Source organism: Arthrobacter sp. 2RAF22 (genome assembly GCF_052115325.1).
Lineage (GTDB): Bacteria > Actinomycetota > Actinomycetes > Actinomycetales > Micrococcaceae > Arthrobacter.
In genome coordinates, this window is record NZ_JBFRGL010000006.1 from 84,922 (window position 1) to 101,836 (window position 16,915).

General features: G+C 64.2%; 19 protein-coding genes. 12 read left to right on the forward strand and 7 right to left on the reverse strand.

Annotated features, from left to right (window positions below):
* Positions 1-139 precede the first annotated feature (139 nt).
* Positions 140-1,510, forward strand: a complete 1,371-nt coding sequence (locus tag AB4068_RS07300; protein ID WP_441433026.1) for a hypothetical protein — start codon at positions 140-142, stop codon at positions 1,508-1,510.
* A 42-nt stretch (positions 1,511-1,552) separates the two neighbouring features.
* Here AB4068_RS07300 and AB4068_RS07305 read toward each other — a convergent pair whose 3' ends face one another.
* On the reverse strand, positions 1,553-1,978 hold the full coding sequence (locus tag AB4068_RS07305) for a phage holin family protein (protein WP_059388735.1): 426 nt from the start codon (positions 1,976-1,978) through the stop codon (positions 1,553-1,555).
* Between the two features lie 120 nt (positions 1,979-2,098).
* On the opposite strand from AB4068_RS07305, the gene AB4068_RS07310 reads away from it, so the two are divergent.
* From AB4068_RS07310 to AB4068_RS07330, 5 genes are all read left to right on the forward strand, one after another.
* Entirely contained in the window at positions 2,099-3,217 is a 1,119-nt protein-coding gene (locus AB4068_RS07310) for a histidinol-phosphate transaminase (RefSeq protein ID WP_306964621.1), read from the forward strand.
* 143 nt (positions 3,218-3,360) lie between these two features.
* Positions 3,361-4,569, forward strand: a complete 1,209-nt coding sequence (gene pdhA / locus AB4068_RS07315; RefSeq protein WP_441433027.1) for a pyruvate dehydrogenase (acetyl-transferring) E1 component subunit alpha — start codon at positions 3,361-3,363, stop codon at positions 4,567-4,569.
* The gene (locus tag AB4068_RS07320) at positions 4,569-5,549 is read left to right on the forward strand and encodes an alpha-ketoacid dehydrogenase subunit beta (RefSeq protein ID WP_441433028.1); all 981 of its coding nucleotides are present in this window, start codon (positions 4,569-4,571) and stop codon (positions 5,547-5,549) included. Before pdhA ends, AB4068_RS07320 begins: the two co-directional genes overlap by 1 nt.
* 57 nt (positions 5,550-5,606) lie before the next feature.
* A complete protein-coding gene (locus AB4068_RS07325) occupies positions 5,607-7,199 on the forward strand; it encodes a dihydrolipoamide acetyltransferase family protein (RefSeq protein WP_441433029.1) in 1,593 nt (530 codons plus the stop codon).
* A complete protein-coding gene (locus tag AB4068_RS07330; protein WP_441433030.1) occupies positions 7,192-7,656 on the forward strand; it encodes a phosphatase PAP2 family protein in 465 nt (154 codons plus the stop codon). The genes AB4068_RS07325 and AB4068_RS07330 overlap by 8 nt, the downstream gene beginning before the upstream one ends.
* Here AB4068_RS07330 and AB4068_RS07335 read toward each other — a convergent pair.
* From AB4068_RS07335 to AB4068_RS07345, 3 genes are all read right to left on the reverse strand, one after another.
* On the reverse strand, positions 7,653-7,991 hold the full coding sequence (locus AB4068_RS07335; RefSeq protein WP_113990649.1) for a hypothetical protein: 339 nt from the start codon (positions 7,989-7,991) through the stop codon (positions 7,653-7,655). The two genes, AB4068_RS07330 and AB4068_RS07335, sit on opposite strands and share 4 nt — an antisense overlap.
* 154 nt (positions 7,992-8,145) lie before the next feature.
* Positions 8,146-8,574: a universal stress protein gene (locus AB4068_RS07340; protein WP_059388730.1), complete on the reverse strand. Its 429-nt coding sequence runs from the start codon at positions 8,572-8,574 to the stop codon at positions 8,146-8,148.
* Positions 8,571-9,878, reverse strand: a complete 1,308-nt coding sequence (locus AB4068_RS07345; protein ID WP_441433031.1) for an aminotransferase-like domain-containing protein — start codon at positions 9,876-9,878, stop codon at positions 8,571-8,573. The genes AB4068_RS07340 and AB4068_RS07345 overlap by 4 nt, the downstream gene beginning before the upstream one ends.
* A gap of 114 nt (positions 9,879-9,992) precedes the next feature.
* On the opposite strand from AB4068_RS07345, the gene AB4068_RS07350 reads away from it, so the two are divergent.
* On the forward strand, positions 9,993-10,820 hold the full coding sequence (locus AB4068_RS07350) for an isocitrate lyase/PEP mutase family protein (RefSeq protein WP_441433032.1): 828 nt from the start codon (positions 9,993-9,995) through the stop codon (positions 10,818-10,820).
* A gap of 9 nt (positions 10,821-10,829) precedes the next feature.
* Here the strand turns inward: AB4068_RS07350 and AB4068_RS07355 are convergent, their stop codons facing one another.
* The 3 genes from AB4068_RS07355 to AB4068_RS07365 form a co-directional block, all read right to left on the reverse strand.
* Positions 10,830-11,216 carry a GerMN domain-containing protein gene (locus tag AB4068_RS07355; RefSeq protein ID WP_441433033.1) on the reverse strand — a complete coding sequence of 129 codons (387 nt, stop codon included), beginning with the start codon at positions 11,214-11,216 and terminating at the stop codon, positions 10,830-10,832.
* A 486-nt stretch (positions 11,217-11,702) separates the two neighbouring features.
* Positions 11,703-12,101, reverse strand: a complete 399-nt coding sequence (locus tag AB4068_RS07360) for a DUF1801 domain-containing protein (RefSeq protein WP_441433034.1) — start codon at positions 12,099-12,101, stop codon at positions 11,703-11,705.
* 80 nt (positions 12,102-12,181) lie between these two features.
* Complete coding sequence (locus AB4068_RS07365; RefSeq protein ID WP_306963624.1) at positions 12,182-12,745, reverse strand: NAD(P)H-dependent oxidoreductase; 564 nt, start codon at positions 12,743-12,745, stop codon at positions 12,182-12,184.
* 123 nt (positions 12,746-12,868) lie between these two features.
* Between AB4068_RS07365 and AB4068_RS07370 the strand changes: the two genes are divergently transcribed.
* The 5 genes from AB4068_RS07370 to AB4068_RS07390 all read left to right on the forward strand — a co-directional run bounded on the left by AB4068_RS07370 (position 12,869) and on the right by AB4068_RS07390 (position 16,787).
* The gene (locus AB4068_RS07370) at positions 12,869-13,480 is read left to right on the forward strand and encodes a TetR/AcrR family transcriptional regulator (RefSeq protein WP_059390272.1); all 612 of its coding nucleotides are present in this window, start codon (positions 12,869-12,871) and stop codon (positions 13,478-13,480) included.
* A gap of 42 nt (positions 13,481-13,522) precedes the next feature.
* Positions 13,523-14,569, forward strand: a complete 1,047-nt coding sequence (locus tag AB4068_RS07375; protein WP_441433035.1) for a Gfo/Idh/MocA family protein — start codon at positions 13,523-13,525, stop codon at positions 14,567-14,569.
* A gap of 136 nt (positions 14,570-14,705) precedes the next feature.
* Entirely contained in the window at positions 14,706-15,377 is a 672-nt protein-coding gene (locus AB4068_RS07380) for a hypothetical protein (protein ID WP_059388726.1), read from the forward strand.
* 133 nt (positions 15,378-15,510) lie between these two features.
* Positions 15,511-16,062: an RNA polymerase sigma factor gene (locus tag AB4068_RS07385; protein WP_059388725.1), complete on the forward strand. Its 552-nt coding sequence runs from the start codon at positions 15,511-15,513 to the stop codon at positions 16,060-16,062.
* The gene (locus AB4068_RS07390) at positions 16,059-16,787 is read left to right on the forward strand and encodes a hypothetical protein (protein ID WP_306963617.1); all 729 of its coding nucleotides are present in this window, start codon (positions 16,059-16,061) and stop codon (positions 16,785-16,787) included. The genes AB4068_RS07385 and AB4068_RS07390 overlap by 4 nt, the downstream gene beginning before the upstream one ends.
* Positions 16,788-16,915 lie beyond the last annotated feature (128 nt).

Genomic DNA, 16,915 nt, shown 5'->3' on the forward strand with positions numbered 1-16,915 from the left:
CGGCCGGCCGTGCCTACCGGACCACGCTGGCTTTGCAGGCCGCCTCCCTTCGAAGGGGGCGTGATGCCTTGCATGAGGCAGCTGAAGCGACCCTTCGCCATGCCCAAAATGTGGCTACGAAACTCCAGCCTGGCTTCTGATGGCCGAGGTCGCTCCTATCGGCGCGGGCGGAACACCCCACCCCCGAGCACCCGAGCCGGATGGCACATTGCGGATACGCGGCGGAGTCGGGGGAATCCATTTCCAATTCGAAGAGCTGCTTGCTGGCGCCGCCGCGCTGGACGCACTGGTGCTCCAACTGCAGGCCATTGAAGTGGAGGCTGAAGCGGTGAGGGTGGCTCTCTTCCCGCACCAGGCCTCGTCCTACGCGAGCGGCAGCAACGCAATCATCGCCGTTGGTGAGAGCGGCCGGGACATTGGACGCGTCCGCGAACAGCTTCAGCGGATCGGCAACGGGGTCAGGGCGAGCCATCGTGAATACGAGTTTGCGGAATCACATGCGGCGATCAGGTTGCGGATGGGATTGGGAATGCCAGGTCCTGCGACTGGTCCTGCTCCCCTCGACGTTGGCTTGAGGGGCGCCACCGAAGGAGCCGTGCGGGACCTCACCCGGATATTGGAGCTGCTGGTGGGGATACCGCCGGCCGCGGCCAACCTTGCAGGGGCAATCGTCGGGCCCACTGATGTCGGTGCAGTCCTGAGAGCGATCGTCGCGATTCCCGCATTGGCTTTCCTCAAGCCACGTCCCATTACGGTCAGCCGGGGAGAGGCAACCACCAAGAGCGTGGACCTGTCGGCAGCAGGAATGCTCAGGGAACTGGATCACGTCGGCGCCACGTCGGAGGGCGAAATTGAAGTGATGCAGGTAGATAAGGGCGGCGAACGGGCGTGGGTGGTGCTGATTCCGGGCACCCAGCCAGGCAACCCGCCGGGAGGGGGAAATCCATTGGACGAGGCCGGGATTGCCGAAGCGCTGGGTTACAACTCGATGGAAACAAGCAAGGCCATCCGTCAGGCGTTGCTCGAGGCTGGCGCCGCGGCCGGCGAAACGGTGGTGGCAGTCGGCCACAGCCAAGGCGGAATCCACGCCATGAACCTGAGCAAGGACAAAGCGTTCCTCGCCGAGTATGACCTCAAGTTTGTGGTGACAGCTGGATCGCCCGTCGGCGGGATTACCCCGCAGGCCGGCATCGGGAGCCTGCACTTGGAGCACGAACAGGATTGGGTACCCGGCGCGGAAGGCAAAGCGAATCCGGACACCAAGGACAGAGTCACGGTCACCATGACCAGTCCGGTGATCCTGGAACCCGGTGAGGACCTAGGCATTGGGCCGGCACACAAGCTCTCACGCTATGAGGAAGGGGCGAAGCTGGTGCAGCTCAGTTCCGATCCTTCACTGGCCGCTTCCACTGCCGCTCTGGGCGGGATACTGGGCGCCGGAGGAGTGGCCAAGGTGAGCCGGTTCAAGCTGAACCGCGAAGCGCCCCCGGCCCCTCGGGGAGGGCGGTGAGGAAAGCCGAGGAACATGCTGGCGAAGGCCACTTACGGCCTGTTACCGCCTACCGCCTGGAATCCAGCTGGCCACCATGGAGATCAGGCTGATGATGATCGCCGCGAGAACTGCGGTCCAGAAGAAACGGTCGATGGTGAGGTGTACCGGCGTGTAGCTACTGAGCCAGGCTGTCAGGGACAGCATGGCCGCGTTGATGACAATCGTGAACAAGCCGAGGGTGAGGATCGTGATCGGAAGGGAGAGTAGCTTGACCAGAGGCCGCACGAAGGCGTTGACGATGCCAAAAATGAGCCCTATGAAGAGATAGGCAAGAACCACGCCCAAAGTGTCGCCCCCTTGAGTGACCCCCGCGTTGCTTACCGCATTGGTAGTTGCCGACGTGGAAATATCCATCCCAGGCAGAATCCAACTGGCAACCCAGAGGGCCAGTCCGTTGATCAGGACACGCACAATGAATGAACCCATACGCCCATGCTTTCACACGCGCCGGTTTCACACGCGATCGTTTTCACATGCGCCGGTTTTCATGTGCACAGGCCAAGGGGCTTCGAGCATGGCCCGAAGCCCTGCAAGTAGGCTGGTGCCATGAATTCTTCTGACAACGCACCGGAGGGCGTGCGTCCCCGCCCGGTGGTGGACAGGCTCCCCAAATATGCCGCAGGCAAGCCGCCCGCCGCGATTGAGGGCCTGACCAGTTACAAACTGTCGTCCAATGAAAACCCGCTACCCCCGATCCCCGCCGTACTCGAGGCGATCGCTGATCAGTCGGACATCAACCGGTATCCGGACCCGCTGTCCACCAAGCTGCGCACGGCGCTCGCTGACTTCCTGGGAATTCCCGCTGACGACGTCGTCACCGGGGCCGGAAGCCTCGGGGCCCTCAACCAAATCTTGTCCACCTTTGCCGGACAGAACCACGACGGCAAGTCTGATGAGGTCATCTACGCCTGGCGTTCCTTCGAGGCCTACCCCATTTCCGTAGGACTGGCCGGTGCCGAGAGCGTCCAGATCCCGTTGCTTTCCGATGGGCGTCACGATCTCGAGGCCATGGCGGCCGCCGTGACCGTCCGCACCAAGGTGATCTTGCTTTGCACGCCGAACAATCCCACGGGTCCCATCCTCACGGCCGAGGAAACTGAACGGTTCATCCAGTCGGTTCCGGCGGGCGTCGTCGTGGTCATCGATGAGGCCTACCAGGAGTTCGTCAGGGACGAGAACGCCGTGGACGGCATCAAGTTGTACCGCAAGTACCCTAACGTCGTGGTCCTCCGTACCTTTTCCAAGGCCCACGGCCTTGCCGGGCTGCGCGTTGGATACAGCGTCTCCGGTCCGGATCTCACCCAGCACCTGCGCGTCGCTGCCACCCCATTTGCTGTCTCGCAGATTGCGGAACGCGCCGCCATTACTTCGTTGGAGAATTTCGACCAAGTTGTTGAAAGGGTACAAAGCCTGGTGGACGAGCGGGACCGGGTTACCGCGGGACTTCGCGAGCTCGGATGGTTCGTGCCCGAGGCCCAAGGCAACTTCGTATGGCTGAATCTTGGCGAGAATAGCGCCGAATTTGCCGGACTGGCAGGCGAGCGGGCGTTGTCCGTGCGGGCCTTCGGCAACGAAGGTGTCCGGGTCAGCATTGGAGAGGTCGAGGCCAATACTCGATTCCTGGAACTCTGTGCGTCCTATACAAAAGCGCCGCTGCCTTCCTAGCGGTTAACAAATGCCCCTGCGTCCCTTACTGCGGATAAAGTAAGGGACGAAAGCCAAGATATGCCGATTCCGGAATGCATTCCTGAATCGGCATATATCAGCGAATATTGCTCAGCATCGGCTGTGGCAGGCAAGGAGACGGAATGGGCGCAACTCAATTGCCCACCCCCGGGATCAACGGAACGGGACTGGATCAGCAGTCTCCTGCGGGAGGCGCTTCAAGCGATCCCGCTGCCGAGATGATCCAGCTGCTGGGGCCGGACGGCAAGCTAGGGACAGATCCAGTCTTCTCGGACTACGCCAAGCGCCTTGATCCTGAGCAACTCCGGGGCTTCTATGCCGACATGGCCAAGGTCCGCCGCTTCGACCAGGAGGCCACTGCACTCCAGCGCCAAGGCGAGCTGGCACTTTGGGTTCCCCTCACCGGCCAGGAGGCCGCCCAGATCGGTTCCGGGCGGGCTACCCAACGGCAGGACTACATCTTCCCCACGTACCGGGAACACGGCGTCGCATTGACCCGCGATGTGGACCTGGCGGAGCTCCTCAAGTTGTTCCGCGGAATTTCGAATGGTGGCTGGGATCCCACCGAGAACAACTTCCATCTCTATACCCTCGTCCTTGCGGCCCAGACGCTGCACTCCGTCGGTTACGCCATGGGAATCCAGCGCGACCAGAAGCTTGCGGAAGCCAATGGTTCCAACGACCCGAAGGCTGCTGTGGTGGCCTACTTCGGCGACGGTGCCAGCTCCGAAGGCGACGTCCACGAATCCATGGTCTTCGCGGCTTCCTACAATGCTCCCGTGGTGTTCTTCTGCCAGAACAACCACTGGGCCATCTCCGTCCCTACCGAGGTCCAGACCAAGGTTCCGCTGTTCAACCGGGCCAGGGGATACGGCTTCCCGGGCATCCGCGTTGACGGCAACGATGTCATCGCAGTCCATGCGGTCACCGAGTGGGCGCTTGAGCACGCACGGGAAGGCCGTGGTCCGGTGCTCATTGAGGCATACACGTATCGCGTTGGTGCCCACACGACGGCGGACGACCCCACCAAGTACCGCGAATCCGCCGAGGAGATTTCATGGCGGGGCAAGGATCCCTTGGATCGTCTTGAGAAGTACCTCCGCAACGAGGGCCTCGCCGACGAAGCTTTCTTTGAGCAAGTCAGGGTCGACGGCGACAAGCTCGCCGCTCACGTCCGCAGCACCACGCAAGGCCTGCAGGGTCCCAACTTCCGCGAGTCATTCGCGGGTGTCTATGCCGAGCCGCACCCCTTGGTGGCCGAGGAACTTGCTTGGTTCGAGGAATACTCCGCCGGATTCGAAGGCAACGAGGAAGAGGGGGCAGGCAACTGATGACCACTATGACCATTGCCAAGGCCATCAACGAAGGCCTGCGTGCCTCGCTCACCAATAACCCGAAGTCCTTGCTCATGGGCGAAGACATCGGCCCGCTGGGCGGCGTCTATCGCGTGACCGACGGACTCATCAGGGAGTTCGGCGCAGACCGGGTGGTGGATACTCCACTGGCTGAGTCCGGCATCGTCGGCACGGCTATTGGCCTCGCCTTGCGCGGCTACCGTCCCATCTGCGAAATCCAGTTCGACGGTTTTGTGTTCCCCGGGTTCAACCAGATCACCACCCAATTGGCCAAGATGCACTCCCGCAGCGGCGGCAAGTTGACTGTCCCCGTAGTCATCCGCATTCCTTACGGTGGCGGTATCGGCTCGATCGAACATCACTCGGAATCACCGGAAGCACTGTTCGCCCACACCGCCGGCTTGCGCATCATCACCCCGTCCAACGCCCACGACGCCTACTGGATGATCCAGCAGGCCGTTGACTGCACGGACCCGGTCATCTTCTTCGAGCCCAAGCGCCGCTACTGGCTCAAGGGCGAGGTGGATACCGAGAACGTCGGATTGGCTTCGGACCCCTTCCAAGCGCACGTCCTGCGCGAAGGTTCCGACGCCACCATCGTGGCGTACGGGCCGCTGGTACCGGTCGCGCTGGCCGCAGCAGCGGCCGCGGAAGAGGACGGGCACAGCATCGAAGTGATCGACCTGCGCTCGATTTCGCCCATCGACTTCGACACTGTCACGGCTTCCGTCAAGAAGACCGGCCGCTTGATCGTTGCCCACGAGGCACCGACGTTCGGAGGGATCGGCGGCGAGATCGCTGCGCGGATCAGTGAGCGTGCTTTCCTGCACCTGGAGGCTCCGGTCATCCGCGTGGGCGGTTTCCACATGCCATATCCCGTGGCGAAGGTGGAAGAGGACTACTTGCCGGACATCGACAAGATCCTCGAAGCCCTGGACCGTTCCCTGGCCTACTAGCCGCCCCTGATTGCACCCGCCGCCACGCGGACGGGCCAGCCGAGATCGAGGACCTAAGTGACTGTTAAGAAATTCAACCTGCCGGATGTCGGCGAAGGCCTGACCGAGGCGGAAATCGTCTCCTGGAAGGTCAAGCCCGGCGATACCGTGGCCATCAACGACGTCATCTGCGAGATCGAGACCGCCAAGTCCCTCGTGGAATTGCCCTCCCCGTATGCCGGCACCGTGGCGGAATTGCTCGTTGCCGAAGGCATCACGGTTGAAGTAGGGACGGCGATTATCGGAATTTCGGACAATGCGCCGGGTGACACCGCGCCCGCGTCAGCGCCCGCCGCGCCGCTCGCCGAGCAGCCTGCGGCTCCGCCCGCCGCCGCGACGCCCCCCGCCGCGCCTGCAGCGGAACAGGTCTTCGAAGCCTCGATGTACGGCAAGTTGCCCGACGACGCCGGAACGTCCGACGGCGGTCCGGCCGGCGGCCCGCTGGTTGGCTCCGGTCCCAAGGCCGACGCGGTCAAGCGCCGCCCGCGCAAGCGCCCGGAAGGTGCTGCTTCGGTACCCGCCGCGGCGCCGAGCGCGGCACCCGCCGCCGTCGAGACCGCCGTCGAGCGAGTGGCAGAGCCCAGCGCTCCGGCCCTGCCGCCCGTTGCCGCACAACAGCCCGCAACCGCAAGCCAGACATCCGCAAGCCAGACATCCGCAAACCAGGCGCCGGGTCTCACCGGCATCGGTGCAACGGTCAGTGGCCTCGTCAACCGGGTGCTGGCCAAGCCGCCCGTGCGCAAGATCGCCCGTGAACTTGGGATTGACCTGGCCGACGTCGTTCCCACCGGAGCCCGCGGCGAAGTGACCCGTGAGGATCTGGTCAGCTACCAGTCGCAGCGCGATGCCGAGGTGGACCAAGCAGACAAGTTCTGGGGTGCGTCCAAGAAGCCGCAGGATCAGCGAGTGGAACGGATCCCGGTCAAGGGCGTCCGCAAGGCCACTGCCAAGGCCATGGTGGAGTCGGCGTTCACGGCGCCGCACGTGAGTATCTTCGTTGACGTGGATGCCAGCCGCACCATGGAATTCGTCAAGCGGCTCAAGGCCTCCAGGGACTTTGAGGGAATCAAAGTATCGCCGCTGCTGATCCTCTCGAAGGCTGTGATTTGGGCCGCGGCGCGCAATCCGAGCGTTAACGCGACCTGGGTGGAGAACGCCGATGGCAACGGAAACGCGGAGATCCACGTCAAGCACTACATGAACCTGGGCATTGCCGCGGCGACGCCGCGAGGGCTTATGGTTCCGAACATCAAGGATGCCCAGGATCTTTCCCTCAAGGAACTGGCCCTCGCCCTCAATGAGCTTGCCAGCACGGCACGCGCCGGCAAGACCCAGCCGTCGCAGATGCAGGGCGGCTCGCTGACCATCACGAACATCGGCGCCCTGGGCATCGACACCGGAACGCCTATTATCAACCCCGGTGAGGTGGCAATCGTCGCGTTCGGCACCATCAAGCAAAAGCCGTGGGTGCTCGACGGCGAGGTCATCCCCCGCTGGATCACAACGCTTGGCGGTTCGTTCGACCACCGCGTGGTGGACGGCGACCTCTCTGCCCGTTTCATGGCCGACGTAGCATCCATCCTCGAAGAACCTGCCCTGCTGCTTGACTGAGCATCGCGGCATCAAGGACGGGCGGCGCGGGCAGCGCGGCGTTAGGGGAGAGCGGCACCGCGTTGCCAGGGTCCTGACGGAAGTCTTCCAGCCGCCCGCCGTCGTATCCGTCCTGCTGCTCCTGAGCCCTGCGGTGGAACCAGGCTTCCCGGGCACGATATGGTTCGGTGTCCTGGCGGCGCTCTTTGTCTGCGTGCTGCCGCTGGCCTACATCCTGCTCATGGTGCGGCTCGGCAAACTCAGCGACCACCACGTCAGTGATCGCAAGGAGCGGGCGCCGTTGCTGATGCTTGCGCTCGTGTCCGTGGTCGTGGGGCTGGTGGCCCTCAATCTCATCCACGCCCCGACGAGCGTCTCAGCGATGATCCTTGCACTGATTGGCGGCATCACGGTGTTGGCCGCAGTCAGCCTCGTGTGGAAAATCAGCGGCCATGCCTCGGCAATTTCCGCGGCCTAGTAGGACGTGTAGCTGAGCGCGAGGTCGCGCAGTTGCTGATCGCTCATGCTGCCGATCATTCCGAATGACAGCACCATCGCCAGGGCTCCGACGGCGAGCATCGCGGAAGCAACCACAAGCAACAATTTCCAGTCGGAGCGAAGGATGCTGCGGAACGTCTCCGGCATCTGGAGCAACGGGGAGATCATGTTCGGGGCGCTGTCTACCGAGCCGTCGTCGAGAAGTGCCACGATGCGGTCATTCGCCCGGTCGAAGCGCATGGAACTGATGTGGTTGCCATGGCGGGCGAGCAGAATGTCGTGTCCGACGCGTTGGCGCGGCTGCAGAGTAAGCAAAAGGGATCCCCTACGGGTTGATGTGATGGGCGGCTCGCGCCCTTGGGGGCCACTTCAATTTTATCGGCGGCATCCTAGCCGCACGGCCAAAATCGGGGTGAGACCGCCCACCACAACGCGTGATCCCCGTCAAAGTCCAGGGTCGGCGTGTTCCCTACGGTTCGTCCGTCTTGGCAATGTAGACGTCGCACGGCGCGTTGTGCGCCACCGTGTTCGCAACGCTGCCGAGAACCCTCGCCAGTCCCTGCATACGGCGGTTACCGACCACGATCACTTGGGCACCCACTCGTTCGGCTTCCTTGACCAAGGCCTCTCCGGCTTTGCCGAAGACGGCCCCGTAGCTGGTGGTCAATTGCTCGGAGGCGAGTTCTGCGGCGACTTTGCTGGCGACCTTCTCCGCGGCGTCGGCGTCGGAGAGAATCCACTTGTCCCCTCCGCTTTCGACGACCTCCACGTGGGCGCCTTCAAAAGCGGTGATGACGCGGAGTTCCGCGCCCAGTGCGGTCGCCAAATTCTTTGCCGAATCGGCGGCCCTTCTCGCTGTTACGCTGCCGTCGACTCCGACGAGGACTATTCCGCTCATATATCTGCTCCTTTGCTGATGACATCAATGGCTTCTTGCAAAACCGGCGCCAATCGGCGGACACCTTCGGCGATGGACTCCGGTGGCACTGCGCTGAAAGCCAACCTCAGTTTGTTGGATGGTTCGTCCGAGTGCGTGAACGCCGCGCCGGGGATGAACACGACCCCCGCCGCGATTGCCCTCTTGAGCAGCGGATACGTGTCGACGCCGTCGGGCAAAGTGACCCAGACGAAGAAGCCGCCCTCGGGCCTGGTCCAGCTGAGCCCGGAAGGCATGTGCTCTTCCAGCGCCACCAGCAGGGCATTGCAGCGTTCCTCGTACAGGGCCCGGTAGGTGTCAATCTGCCCGCGCCAGTCGTAGTCCCGAAGATATGCGGAGATAATCATCTGGTTCAGGGTGGGAGGGCATAGGGTCACGGCTTCCGAAGCCAGGTAGAAGCGCCGCTGCAAGTGCTCGGGTACCAGGGCCCACCCGATGCGCAGTCCCGGGGCAAAGATCTTGGAGAACGAGCCCATGTAGATGACGTCTTGCTCATTCGCGGCACGCATTGGTTCCAACGGCTTGCCGTCGAAGCGCAAAAGACCGTAAGGGTTGTCTTCGAGCACCAGAATATTCGCATTGCGGCATATATCGACAATGCGCTGACGCCTCGCCGGAGCAAGCGTGATGCCGGAGGGGTTGTTGAAGTTGGGGATCGTGTAGAGGAACTTGATGGTCTTGCCCTCGGCCTGAAGCTCAGCGATCTTGGCTTCGAGGAGCTCCGGAACCAAGCCGTCGTCGTCCATGTCCACGGTCTCAACCTGGACCTGGTAGGCCTCGAAGGTGTTCAGGGCACCCACGTAGGTGGGGTTTTCCACGAGGACGACGTCGCCAGGATTGCAGAAGACTTTCGTGGCGACATCCTGGGCCGACTGGGAACCGGCGGTGATCACCACGTTCTCCGGGCGGGCGTCCATGATGCCCTCCGCGGCCATGATCTCGCAGATCTGGGTACGCAGTTCCTCGGTGCCCTGACCGCCGCCGTACTGCAGTGCCGTCATGCCTTCTTCCGCGATGATGCGGGCCGCGGTCTGGCCGAGCTTCTCGAGGGGCAGGGACTGCAGATAGGGGTTTCCGCCAGCGAGGGACACGAGTCCCGGCCGCATTGAAATGTCGAAGACGTCACGCACAGCGGACTGCTTGATGTTGGCGGCGCGCTCCGAGAAAAGTTCCTCGTGGCGGTGTGCGGCAGTTGCTGCTCGCTCTATTGCGTCGATTGCTTCCGCGGGCAATTCAGGCCCGGCATCCAATGTTTCGTGGGTCACATGGAAAGGATACTCCCCGGAGTTGCCAATTGGGCAACGGATGTTTCATCCCATTTTTTGGATTCGCGGTGCGAAGCGCTTTACGTCCGGACAGAGGAAGGCTGGAATAGAGCAATGACGACGCACCCCGAACTCGAATCCAAGGCCCCCCGCTTCCACGAGCTCCATGCCGTGCCGCATGCGCCGTTGGTGCTGGTTAATGCGTGGGATGCCGCGTCTGCGCGGATGGTCGAGGAAGCGGGCGCGACGGCGGTGGCGACTTCCAGCTCGGCTGTCTCCTGGAGCCTGGGGTACCGGGACGGGGACCACCTTCCGCGGCACCTCGCAATGGAGGCGCTCGCCCGGATAGCGAAGGCCACCCGCTTGCCCGTGACCGCGGATATCGAGACCGGGTACGGACGCGCAGACGAAGAACTCCAGGCCACGGTTCGAGCGGTGCTGGACGCGGGCGCCGTCGGGATCAACATCGAGGACTCGGCGGACCAGCCGTTGAGCGAGATCACTGAACAGTCCAGGCGCATCGCGCTGATCAGGCAGACTGCCGAGGACGCGGGCGTCCGGCTGTTCATCAATGCGCGAACGGACACTTTTTGGTCTGGAAAGTTCCCGGACACTGCATATGAGGAAACGCTGCGCCGGGCGGATGCCTATCAGCGGGCAGGGGCGGACGGAATATTCGTGCCCGGCTTGGCGGACCTCCATGTCCTGCACGAACTTTCCCGGCGGATCGGCGTACCGCTCAATGCGTTGGCCGGCTTGGGTTCGCCGTCGCCCGGAGAACTGCACGACGTCGGCGTGCGGCGGATCAGCATCGGCGGCAGTACTGCCAGGGCGGCCTACGCGAAGGTCTCCAGGCTGGCCATGGAAGTTCTTGGCGACGGGAACTGGTCGGGCCTCGCCGGAAGCCGGAGCTACGCAGATATGGATGCGCTCTTCGAGTGACTGGCCACCTCAGCGCAGACTCAGGACGTCCGCCAGGGCATTCCCGTCGATGTAGATCGCTGCCTGGGATGCTCCCGTAGCCGCCACCGCGGTTTGCGCCAGCTGAGTCTCGATCCGCGGGTTGTCGCACACGCCTCCAGGGCGAAGTGAACCGCTCAGGTTCACGACGGCGGTGGTGCCGTCGAGGTAGCCCGAAACGTAGCGCAGCGCGGAACCCGAGAGCGCGTTGTACAAACCTGCCCGGGACGCGGTGCCGTCGGGCGCCAGCAACTGCGCCATTGCCCCTGCCAAGCGGTCGCTGCCGGGAGGGGTGGTGACGTGGACGGCCACGAGGCTGTCGTCACAGCCGAACCGCACGCCGCGGCTGCCGCCGTCGCCGATTGCCACGAAATACACGAAAGTCCCAGTCGCTTCTCCGGCGGTCGGGAGGGGCGCGGGAACCGGCGCTGCTATGGGCGCCTGCGGGCTCGCAGCGGTCGGCCGCGGAGCCGCCGGCGGCGGGTTGATATACGGGGGAGGCGCCGGGAGGGGCATGGGAATCGGGCCAGCTACCGGCTCCTGCGTCACCTGGACGGAGCCCGGTGAGGCCGGTTGTGTGGAGAGTGAGCCGCCCGGATCGGTGCCGCCGGGGGAAGCGCAGCCAGCCAGGCAGGGCGCGAGGGATAGGCACAGCGCGGCGACCGCCGTCGTCGTGCATTTCACGCCGCGTCCGACCCGCATGAAAGCCCCCGCGCTTTGCCCTGATCACTCCTGGTGCCTGTAACTCAACGTTACGGCTGGCCGATCGGGTGTGGGCCGCTCCGTCCATGACGGTTCGGCCTCAGCTCAGTCACGGAATGGTAGCGGCGCGGCGACGCGCTTCCGTTCCGAAGCGAGGTCCGGCTAGTCCGTTCCCTTGATCTTCCGCCAACCGCCGGCACGGTTGTTCGCCGCGATCTGCCGCAGCATGGTGATGAGGGGCGCGCGGGGAATCGGCCCGTGCTGGTGGAAGGTGATCATGCGGGCGGTCTTGTTGTCGTGACCCGATGTGATGATGTTGTCCGGGTCGGGAACAATCGCACCGTCGTAGAGGAACAGGTTGACGTGGTCCTTGGCTGCGAGCAACGCGCAAACGTTGCCCTTGAGGACGAAGTAGGGCCGGGTGCGGCGCTTGATCGTTTCGACGATTTCAGGCTCGGCTTCGTGGATGAGATCGCGTAGTTGCTCTCCGATGGCGCGCTGCCAGTCCGGGAGGGCCTCAAGGTAGGCATCGACGTCGGGATGGCGGTTGTAATCGGCCATGCCGCCATCGTATCGACAAAGAACGCCCCCGCCCACGCCTCAACGGCTGGACGGGGGCGTTCTCGCGGCGAGCGGGGGAACTAGGCTGCGACGTCTTCCTGGACGGCGGTCAACGGCTCGAAGATGCCCTTGATCTGCTCGACAACTTCGGCGTCGTCCTTCGGGTGCAGTTCAGCAAAGCGGATCATGGAGCCGGGAACGGCAAGCTTGACGTCCTCGAGGACCTTGGCTCCGGCGATGCCAGCGGCCTTGCGGGCCTCGTCCTGTGCCCAGACGCCGCCAAACTGGCCAAAGGCGGTACCGACGACGGCGGTCGGCTTGCCTGCCAGCGCGCCGGCGCCGAACGGGCGGGACAGCCAGTCGATGGCGTTCTTGAGCGACGCCGGCATGGTGCCGTTGTGCTCCGGTGTGACGAGCAGGATGGCGTCTGCTTCGGCGGCGGCAGCGCGGAGGGCTGCGGCTTCGGCCGGAACCTGGCCTTCGACGTCGATGTCTTCGTTGTAGAACGGGATGTTGCCGAGGGAGCCGTGGATCTGTACTTCGACGTTTTCCGGGGCGTTGAGCTGGATGGCTTCGGCGAGCTTGCGGTTGTGGGAATCGGCGCGGAGGCTGCCAACAAGGGCGAGAACGGTGTTCTTGGACATGGGAACTCCTTGGGTCGGGCCGCGGACGGTGCCGCCGGCGCTCGGTTTTGGAGGCTTTTGCTGCCTTCGTAGATTCTAAACGGACTACGGTCCGCTTAATATTCCCAAGGCTAGAATGTTTCTGTGAGCCTCATCCCCATCCGGCCCGGTTCGCCTTTCGGGACGCCGCCGGAGCGCAGCGACGCCGCGCGTAACCGCGAACGGCTCCTTCAAGCTGCCAGGGATCTCGTGGCCGAACACGGAGTGGACGCCGTCACGATGGACATGCTCGCGTGCCGGGCCGACGTCGGGAAGGGAACGGTCTTCCGCCGTTTCGGCAGCAGGGCCGGACTCATGATGACCCTCCTGAGCGACGCCGAGGCGGAATTCCAGCGCGAGTTCATCTTCGGTCCGCCGCCCCTGGGCCCGGGAGCGCCCCCGCTCGAGCGCCTCATCGCCTTCGGCGAAGCGCGTATCAAATATGTCGAAGAGTACGGCGAGCTGGCCCGTGCCGCGGCGGAACATTCCCCGCAAAACCGGCACGACGCCCCGCCGGTGGTGTTGTGGCACCGGCACATCGAGATGCTGTTGCGGGAAGCGGGCCTGGACAGCGATCCTTGGCTTCTGGCTCTTTCCCTCGGCGCCACCCTGGATCCCGAGCGCATGCTCCATTCCCTCCGAGTTCACGGAGTTGCGCCGGAACGCCTGGCTGCGTCGTGGCGCGAGCTCGTCACTCGCCTACTGAAAGACTGCTGACATAACCTTCGCCGGGCCATCTTCGCCCGGTAGCGTAGCGGCATGACCCACACACCGATCCGTACCGCCGTCGTAGGCTTTGGCCTTTCCGGCAGCGTCTTTCACGCGCCGTTTATCGCAGCCAATCCCGCGTATTCCCTCGACGTCATCGCCACTTCGGACGCGGGCCGTAAGGCCAAAGCGCAGGAACGGTATCCCGGCACGAGGGTCGTGGACAGTCCGGAAGACGTCTTGGCGCTTGCCGGTGACCTCGACCTCGTGGTGCTCGGCACGCCGCCTGCGACCCATCACCCGCTCACGAAAGCCGCGCTGGTAGCCGGGCTCGACGTCGTCGTCGACAAGCCGTTCGCGGTGACCAGCGCGCAGGGGCAGGAGCTGATCGAGTTGGCCGCGAAGCTGGGCCGTGTGCTCACCGTCTACCAAAACCGCCGCTGGGACGGCGACGCCCTCACCGTGAAGAAGCTGCTCGACGCCGGGACGCTGGGCGACGTGATGCGCTGCGAGGCGTCAATGGAACGGTGGGCGCCCGAAATCAGCAAGGCGTGGAAGGCCGGCGCCACGGCCGACGACGGCGGTGGGCTGCTCTTCGACCTGGGAACCCACCTGCTTGACCTTGCCCTCCAGATGTTCGGTCCCGCCGAAGTCATCCATGCCGAAATCCTTGCCCGAAGGCCGCGGGAGAAAGCCGACGACGACGTCTTCCTGGTCCTTCAACACGCTTCCGGAGTGCTCAGCCACGTCGCCATGAACGTCAACAGCCAGCTTCACGCACCGCGCTTCCGCATCCTGGGGAGCAAGGGTGGATTCGTGAAGTTCGGAATCGACCCCCAGGAACCGTTCATCGTGGCGGGCGGCCTGCCCACCGATGGCGCCTACGGCGTCGACGATCCGCACCACTACGGCACCCTGGAAATCGACGGTGTGCGGACCACGGTACCCACCGAGCGCGGCGCCTACCAGGAGTTCTACCGGATCCTTGCGGAGAAGATCGCCGACGGCGGTGCCGCCTCCGCTTTGCCGCTCCCCGTGGATCCGGCCGGGCCAGTCGAGGTACTCAAGCTGATTGAGCGGGCCCGGACACTCGCCTGAAAGTTTTTTGGATAAGGGCGTAACTTCGACGGGACCGCCAGCGATGTAAGGGGAGTGTGGGCAACGTCCGCACTGATCATCCAGTAGCGACAAAGCCGCTGCCGGAGTAGTCCCAAAACGTTTGTCGGAGGGTTTCATGTCCTTGTTCACTGTCCTTGCCACTAGCAAAATCGCCGCCGGCGTCCTCGCTGCCGGAGCTGTAGCGGTCGGCGGAACCGGCGTCGCAGCCTTCAACGGAGCACTTCCCAACGATCTGCAGAAGAGCGCCCACGAGCTGCTCGGCGCCCCGGCTCCGGTAGCGTCCAAAGCAGCCGAGTCCGCGCTGTCCAAGACTGCCGACGCGTCCCAGACGGCAACGTCCAAGGCAACTGACGCCGCTGCCGATGCCAAGTCCAAGGCCACGGACGCCGTCGACGACGCAAAGTCCAAGGCCGCAGCGGCAGCCGCTTCAGCCAAAGCCACCTCGCCTGAGGCATTCGGCCTCTGCACCGCCCTCCTCAACGGCGGCCTGAAGGCTGACGCCAAGGTACCCGGTTACTCCTCACTGGTAGTCGCCGCTGGCGGCGAGGCCAACGTCAACGCACACTGCGCCACCGTCGTGAGCGAAGGCAAGGCCGCCGGCCTGAACGCTGACGGATCTGCTTCCGCCAAGGCCGACGCCGATGGAAACGCCGCAGTGCCGGCCGTACCGGCTGTTCCCGCCGTGCCGTCTGCACCGGCCGTTCCTGCTGTACCGGCCGTCCCGGCTGTGCCGTCCCACGTGCCGACCGCACCGGTGCACGTGCCGTCCGATTCTGTCAGCCCGTAACACTGCGGCTACGCTTGAACGGCGGGGCTCCTTGGCTAAATGACAAGGAGCCCCGCGACGCAACAGACGGCGGCAGTGGTCATTTCCTAGGCCAGGGACGATGACCGTGCTGCGTGGGATGGAGGGGTCGCGGGTGCTTGACCCTTTGGCTGACGAATATTTGCAGGCGGACGAGGAAGATCCCGCCCTGCTCTTCACGGCTGCCTACAACGAATTTTCCGGACCGGTGTTTGGATACCTGCGAGCCCGCGGCGTAGACGATCCGGAAGCAGTTACCCAGGACGTGTTCCTGGCCCTCTATCCCAAACTGGATTCCCTCCGCGGAGGTCTCCAGGGAGCCAAGACCCTCCTCTTCTCCATAGCGCACGCGCGAATGGTGGATCACTACCGGAAGCGGGAACGCACCCCTGATTCCGCGCCCTATGAATCCGATCTGGATTCGCGGCGCGCGCCTTCGGCCGAGGACCAGGCATTCGGGCATGGCGCAGGCCTGGGTGTAACCGAGCTACTGGCGGACCTCAATCCCGACTACCGGGAGGTCCTGGCACTACGGGTCGTGGCGGACCTTTCGTTGGAAGAAACAGCGGACATCATGGGCAAGTCCCAAGGAGCCGTGAAGCAGTTGCAGCGCAGGGCATTGAGTGCACTGAGAGAACGTGCACTACTAAGGAATGGCACATCATGAGCGAAAAATCCGCATCCTTCGGCGAGCAAGGCGTTGACCGCCTGCTTGCTGAAGCCGGGCTCGACGAAGCGTACGAGATCCGGACCGAGCTGCTGGAACTGCGCGCCCTTGCGAGCACCCGGCCGCAGCCATCGGCGGCTGTGCAGGCTTTGATGGCACCTGCAGGCGTTGCGGCTGCTCCTGTCGCGGCCACAACCCCGCTAGCCCGCGCCGCGGCCACCCCTGTTGATGAACTGGCCGCTCGTCGCCGTCGTAAGCGCCGCGCCGGCATTGCGGCTCTTGCCGTTGCGGCCTCCCTTGCCGCCGGAGCTACCGCCGCGGCTGCGTCCGACGGCGGCATTCCGGGAACGATCGAACACTTGGGCGCCGTGGTGGGATCCGTTGTTTCGCAGCTCACCCCTGGATCGGGCGGCAACGCTCCACAACAGCAAGGAACCCGCCAGGAGCCGGTCCCTATGCCCACCCGGGAAACAAACGTTCCCGGATCGCCCTCTCCGGAGTCCTCTGCGCCTGGGGCCCAAAACACCGCGCATCCTTCGCCGCACGCCACTCCCGGCACTACTGCGCCGGGGTCCGAGTCGGATCCGCGCAATGGATTGCACGATATCGCCAAGGGCCGCCCGGGACAGATCACGATCCCGACGCCGGAGGTCCCAACCCCCACGCTGCCGTTGCCCCAACCGGTTCCGTCCGAGATTCTTCCGGGCAGCCCGGTCAAGCCGTAACTGGCGTCGTGGAGTGTCCGGCGTCGTGCTCGGACGAGCCGCTCAGGCGGCCGGGGGTACTCCATTAGACGCTCCTGCAGATATGGCCTATTTTCACCCGACGCTCGCTCACCAATACGCCTGATACC

Coding starts and splice junctions, on each gene's coding strand:
- AB4068_RS07300 (WP_441433026.1), top strand. CDS start 140: ATGGCCGAGGTCGCTCCTATCGGCGCGGGCGGAACACCCCACCCCCGA.
- AB4068_RS07305 (WP_059388735.1), bottom strand. CDS start 1,978: ATGGGTTCATTCATTGTGCGTGTCCTGATCAACGGACTGGCCCTCTGG.
- AB4068_RS07310 (WP_306964621.1), top strand. CDS start 2,099: ATGAATTCTTCTGACAACGCACCGGAGGGCGTGCGTCCCCGCCCGGTG.
- pdhA (WP_441433027.1), top strand. CDS start 3,361: ATGGGCGCAACTCAATTGCCCACCCCCGGGATCAACGGAACGGGACTG.
- AB4068_RS07320 (WP_441433028.1), top strand. CDS start 4,569: ATGACCACTATGACCATTGCCAAGGCCATCAACGAAGGCCTGCGTGCC.
- AB4068_RS07340 (WP_059388730.1), bottom strand. CDS start 8,574: ATGAGCGGAATAGTCCTCGTCGGAGTCGACGGCAGCGTAACAGCGAGA.
- AB4068_RS07350 (WP_441433032.1), top strand. CDS start 9,993: ATGACGACGCACCCCGAACTCGAATCCAAGGCCCCCCGCTTCCACGAG.
- AB4068_RS07360 (WP_441433034.1), bottom strand. CDS start 12,101: ATGGCCGATTACAACCGCCATCCCGACGTCGATGCCTACCTTGAGGCC.
- AB4068_RS07365 (WP_306963624.1), bottom strand. CDS start 12,745: ATGTCCAAGAACACCGTTCTCGCCCTTGTTGGCAGCCTCCGCGCCGAT.
- AB4068_RS07375 (WP_441433035.1), top strand. CDS start 13,523: ATGACCCACACACCGATCCGTACCGCCGTCGTAGGCTTTGGCCTTTCC.
- AB4068_RS07380 (WP_059388726.1), top strand. CDS start 14,706: ATGTCCTTGTTCACTGTCCTTGCCACTAGCAAAATCGCCGCCGGCGTC.
- AB4068_RS07390 (WP_306963617.1), top strand. CDS start 16,059: ATGAGCGAAAAATCCGCATCCTTCGGCGAGCAAGGCGTTGACCGCCTG.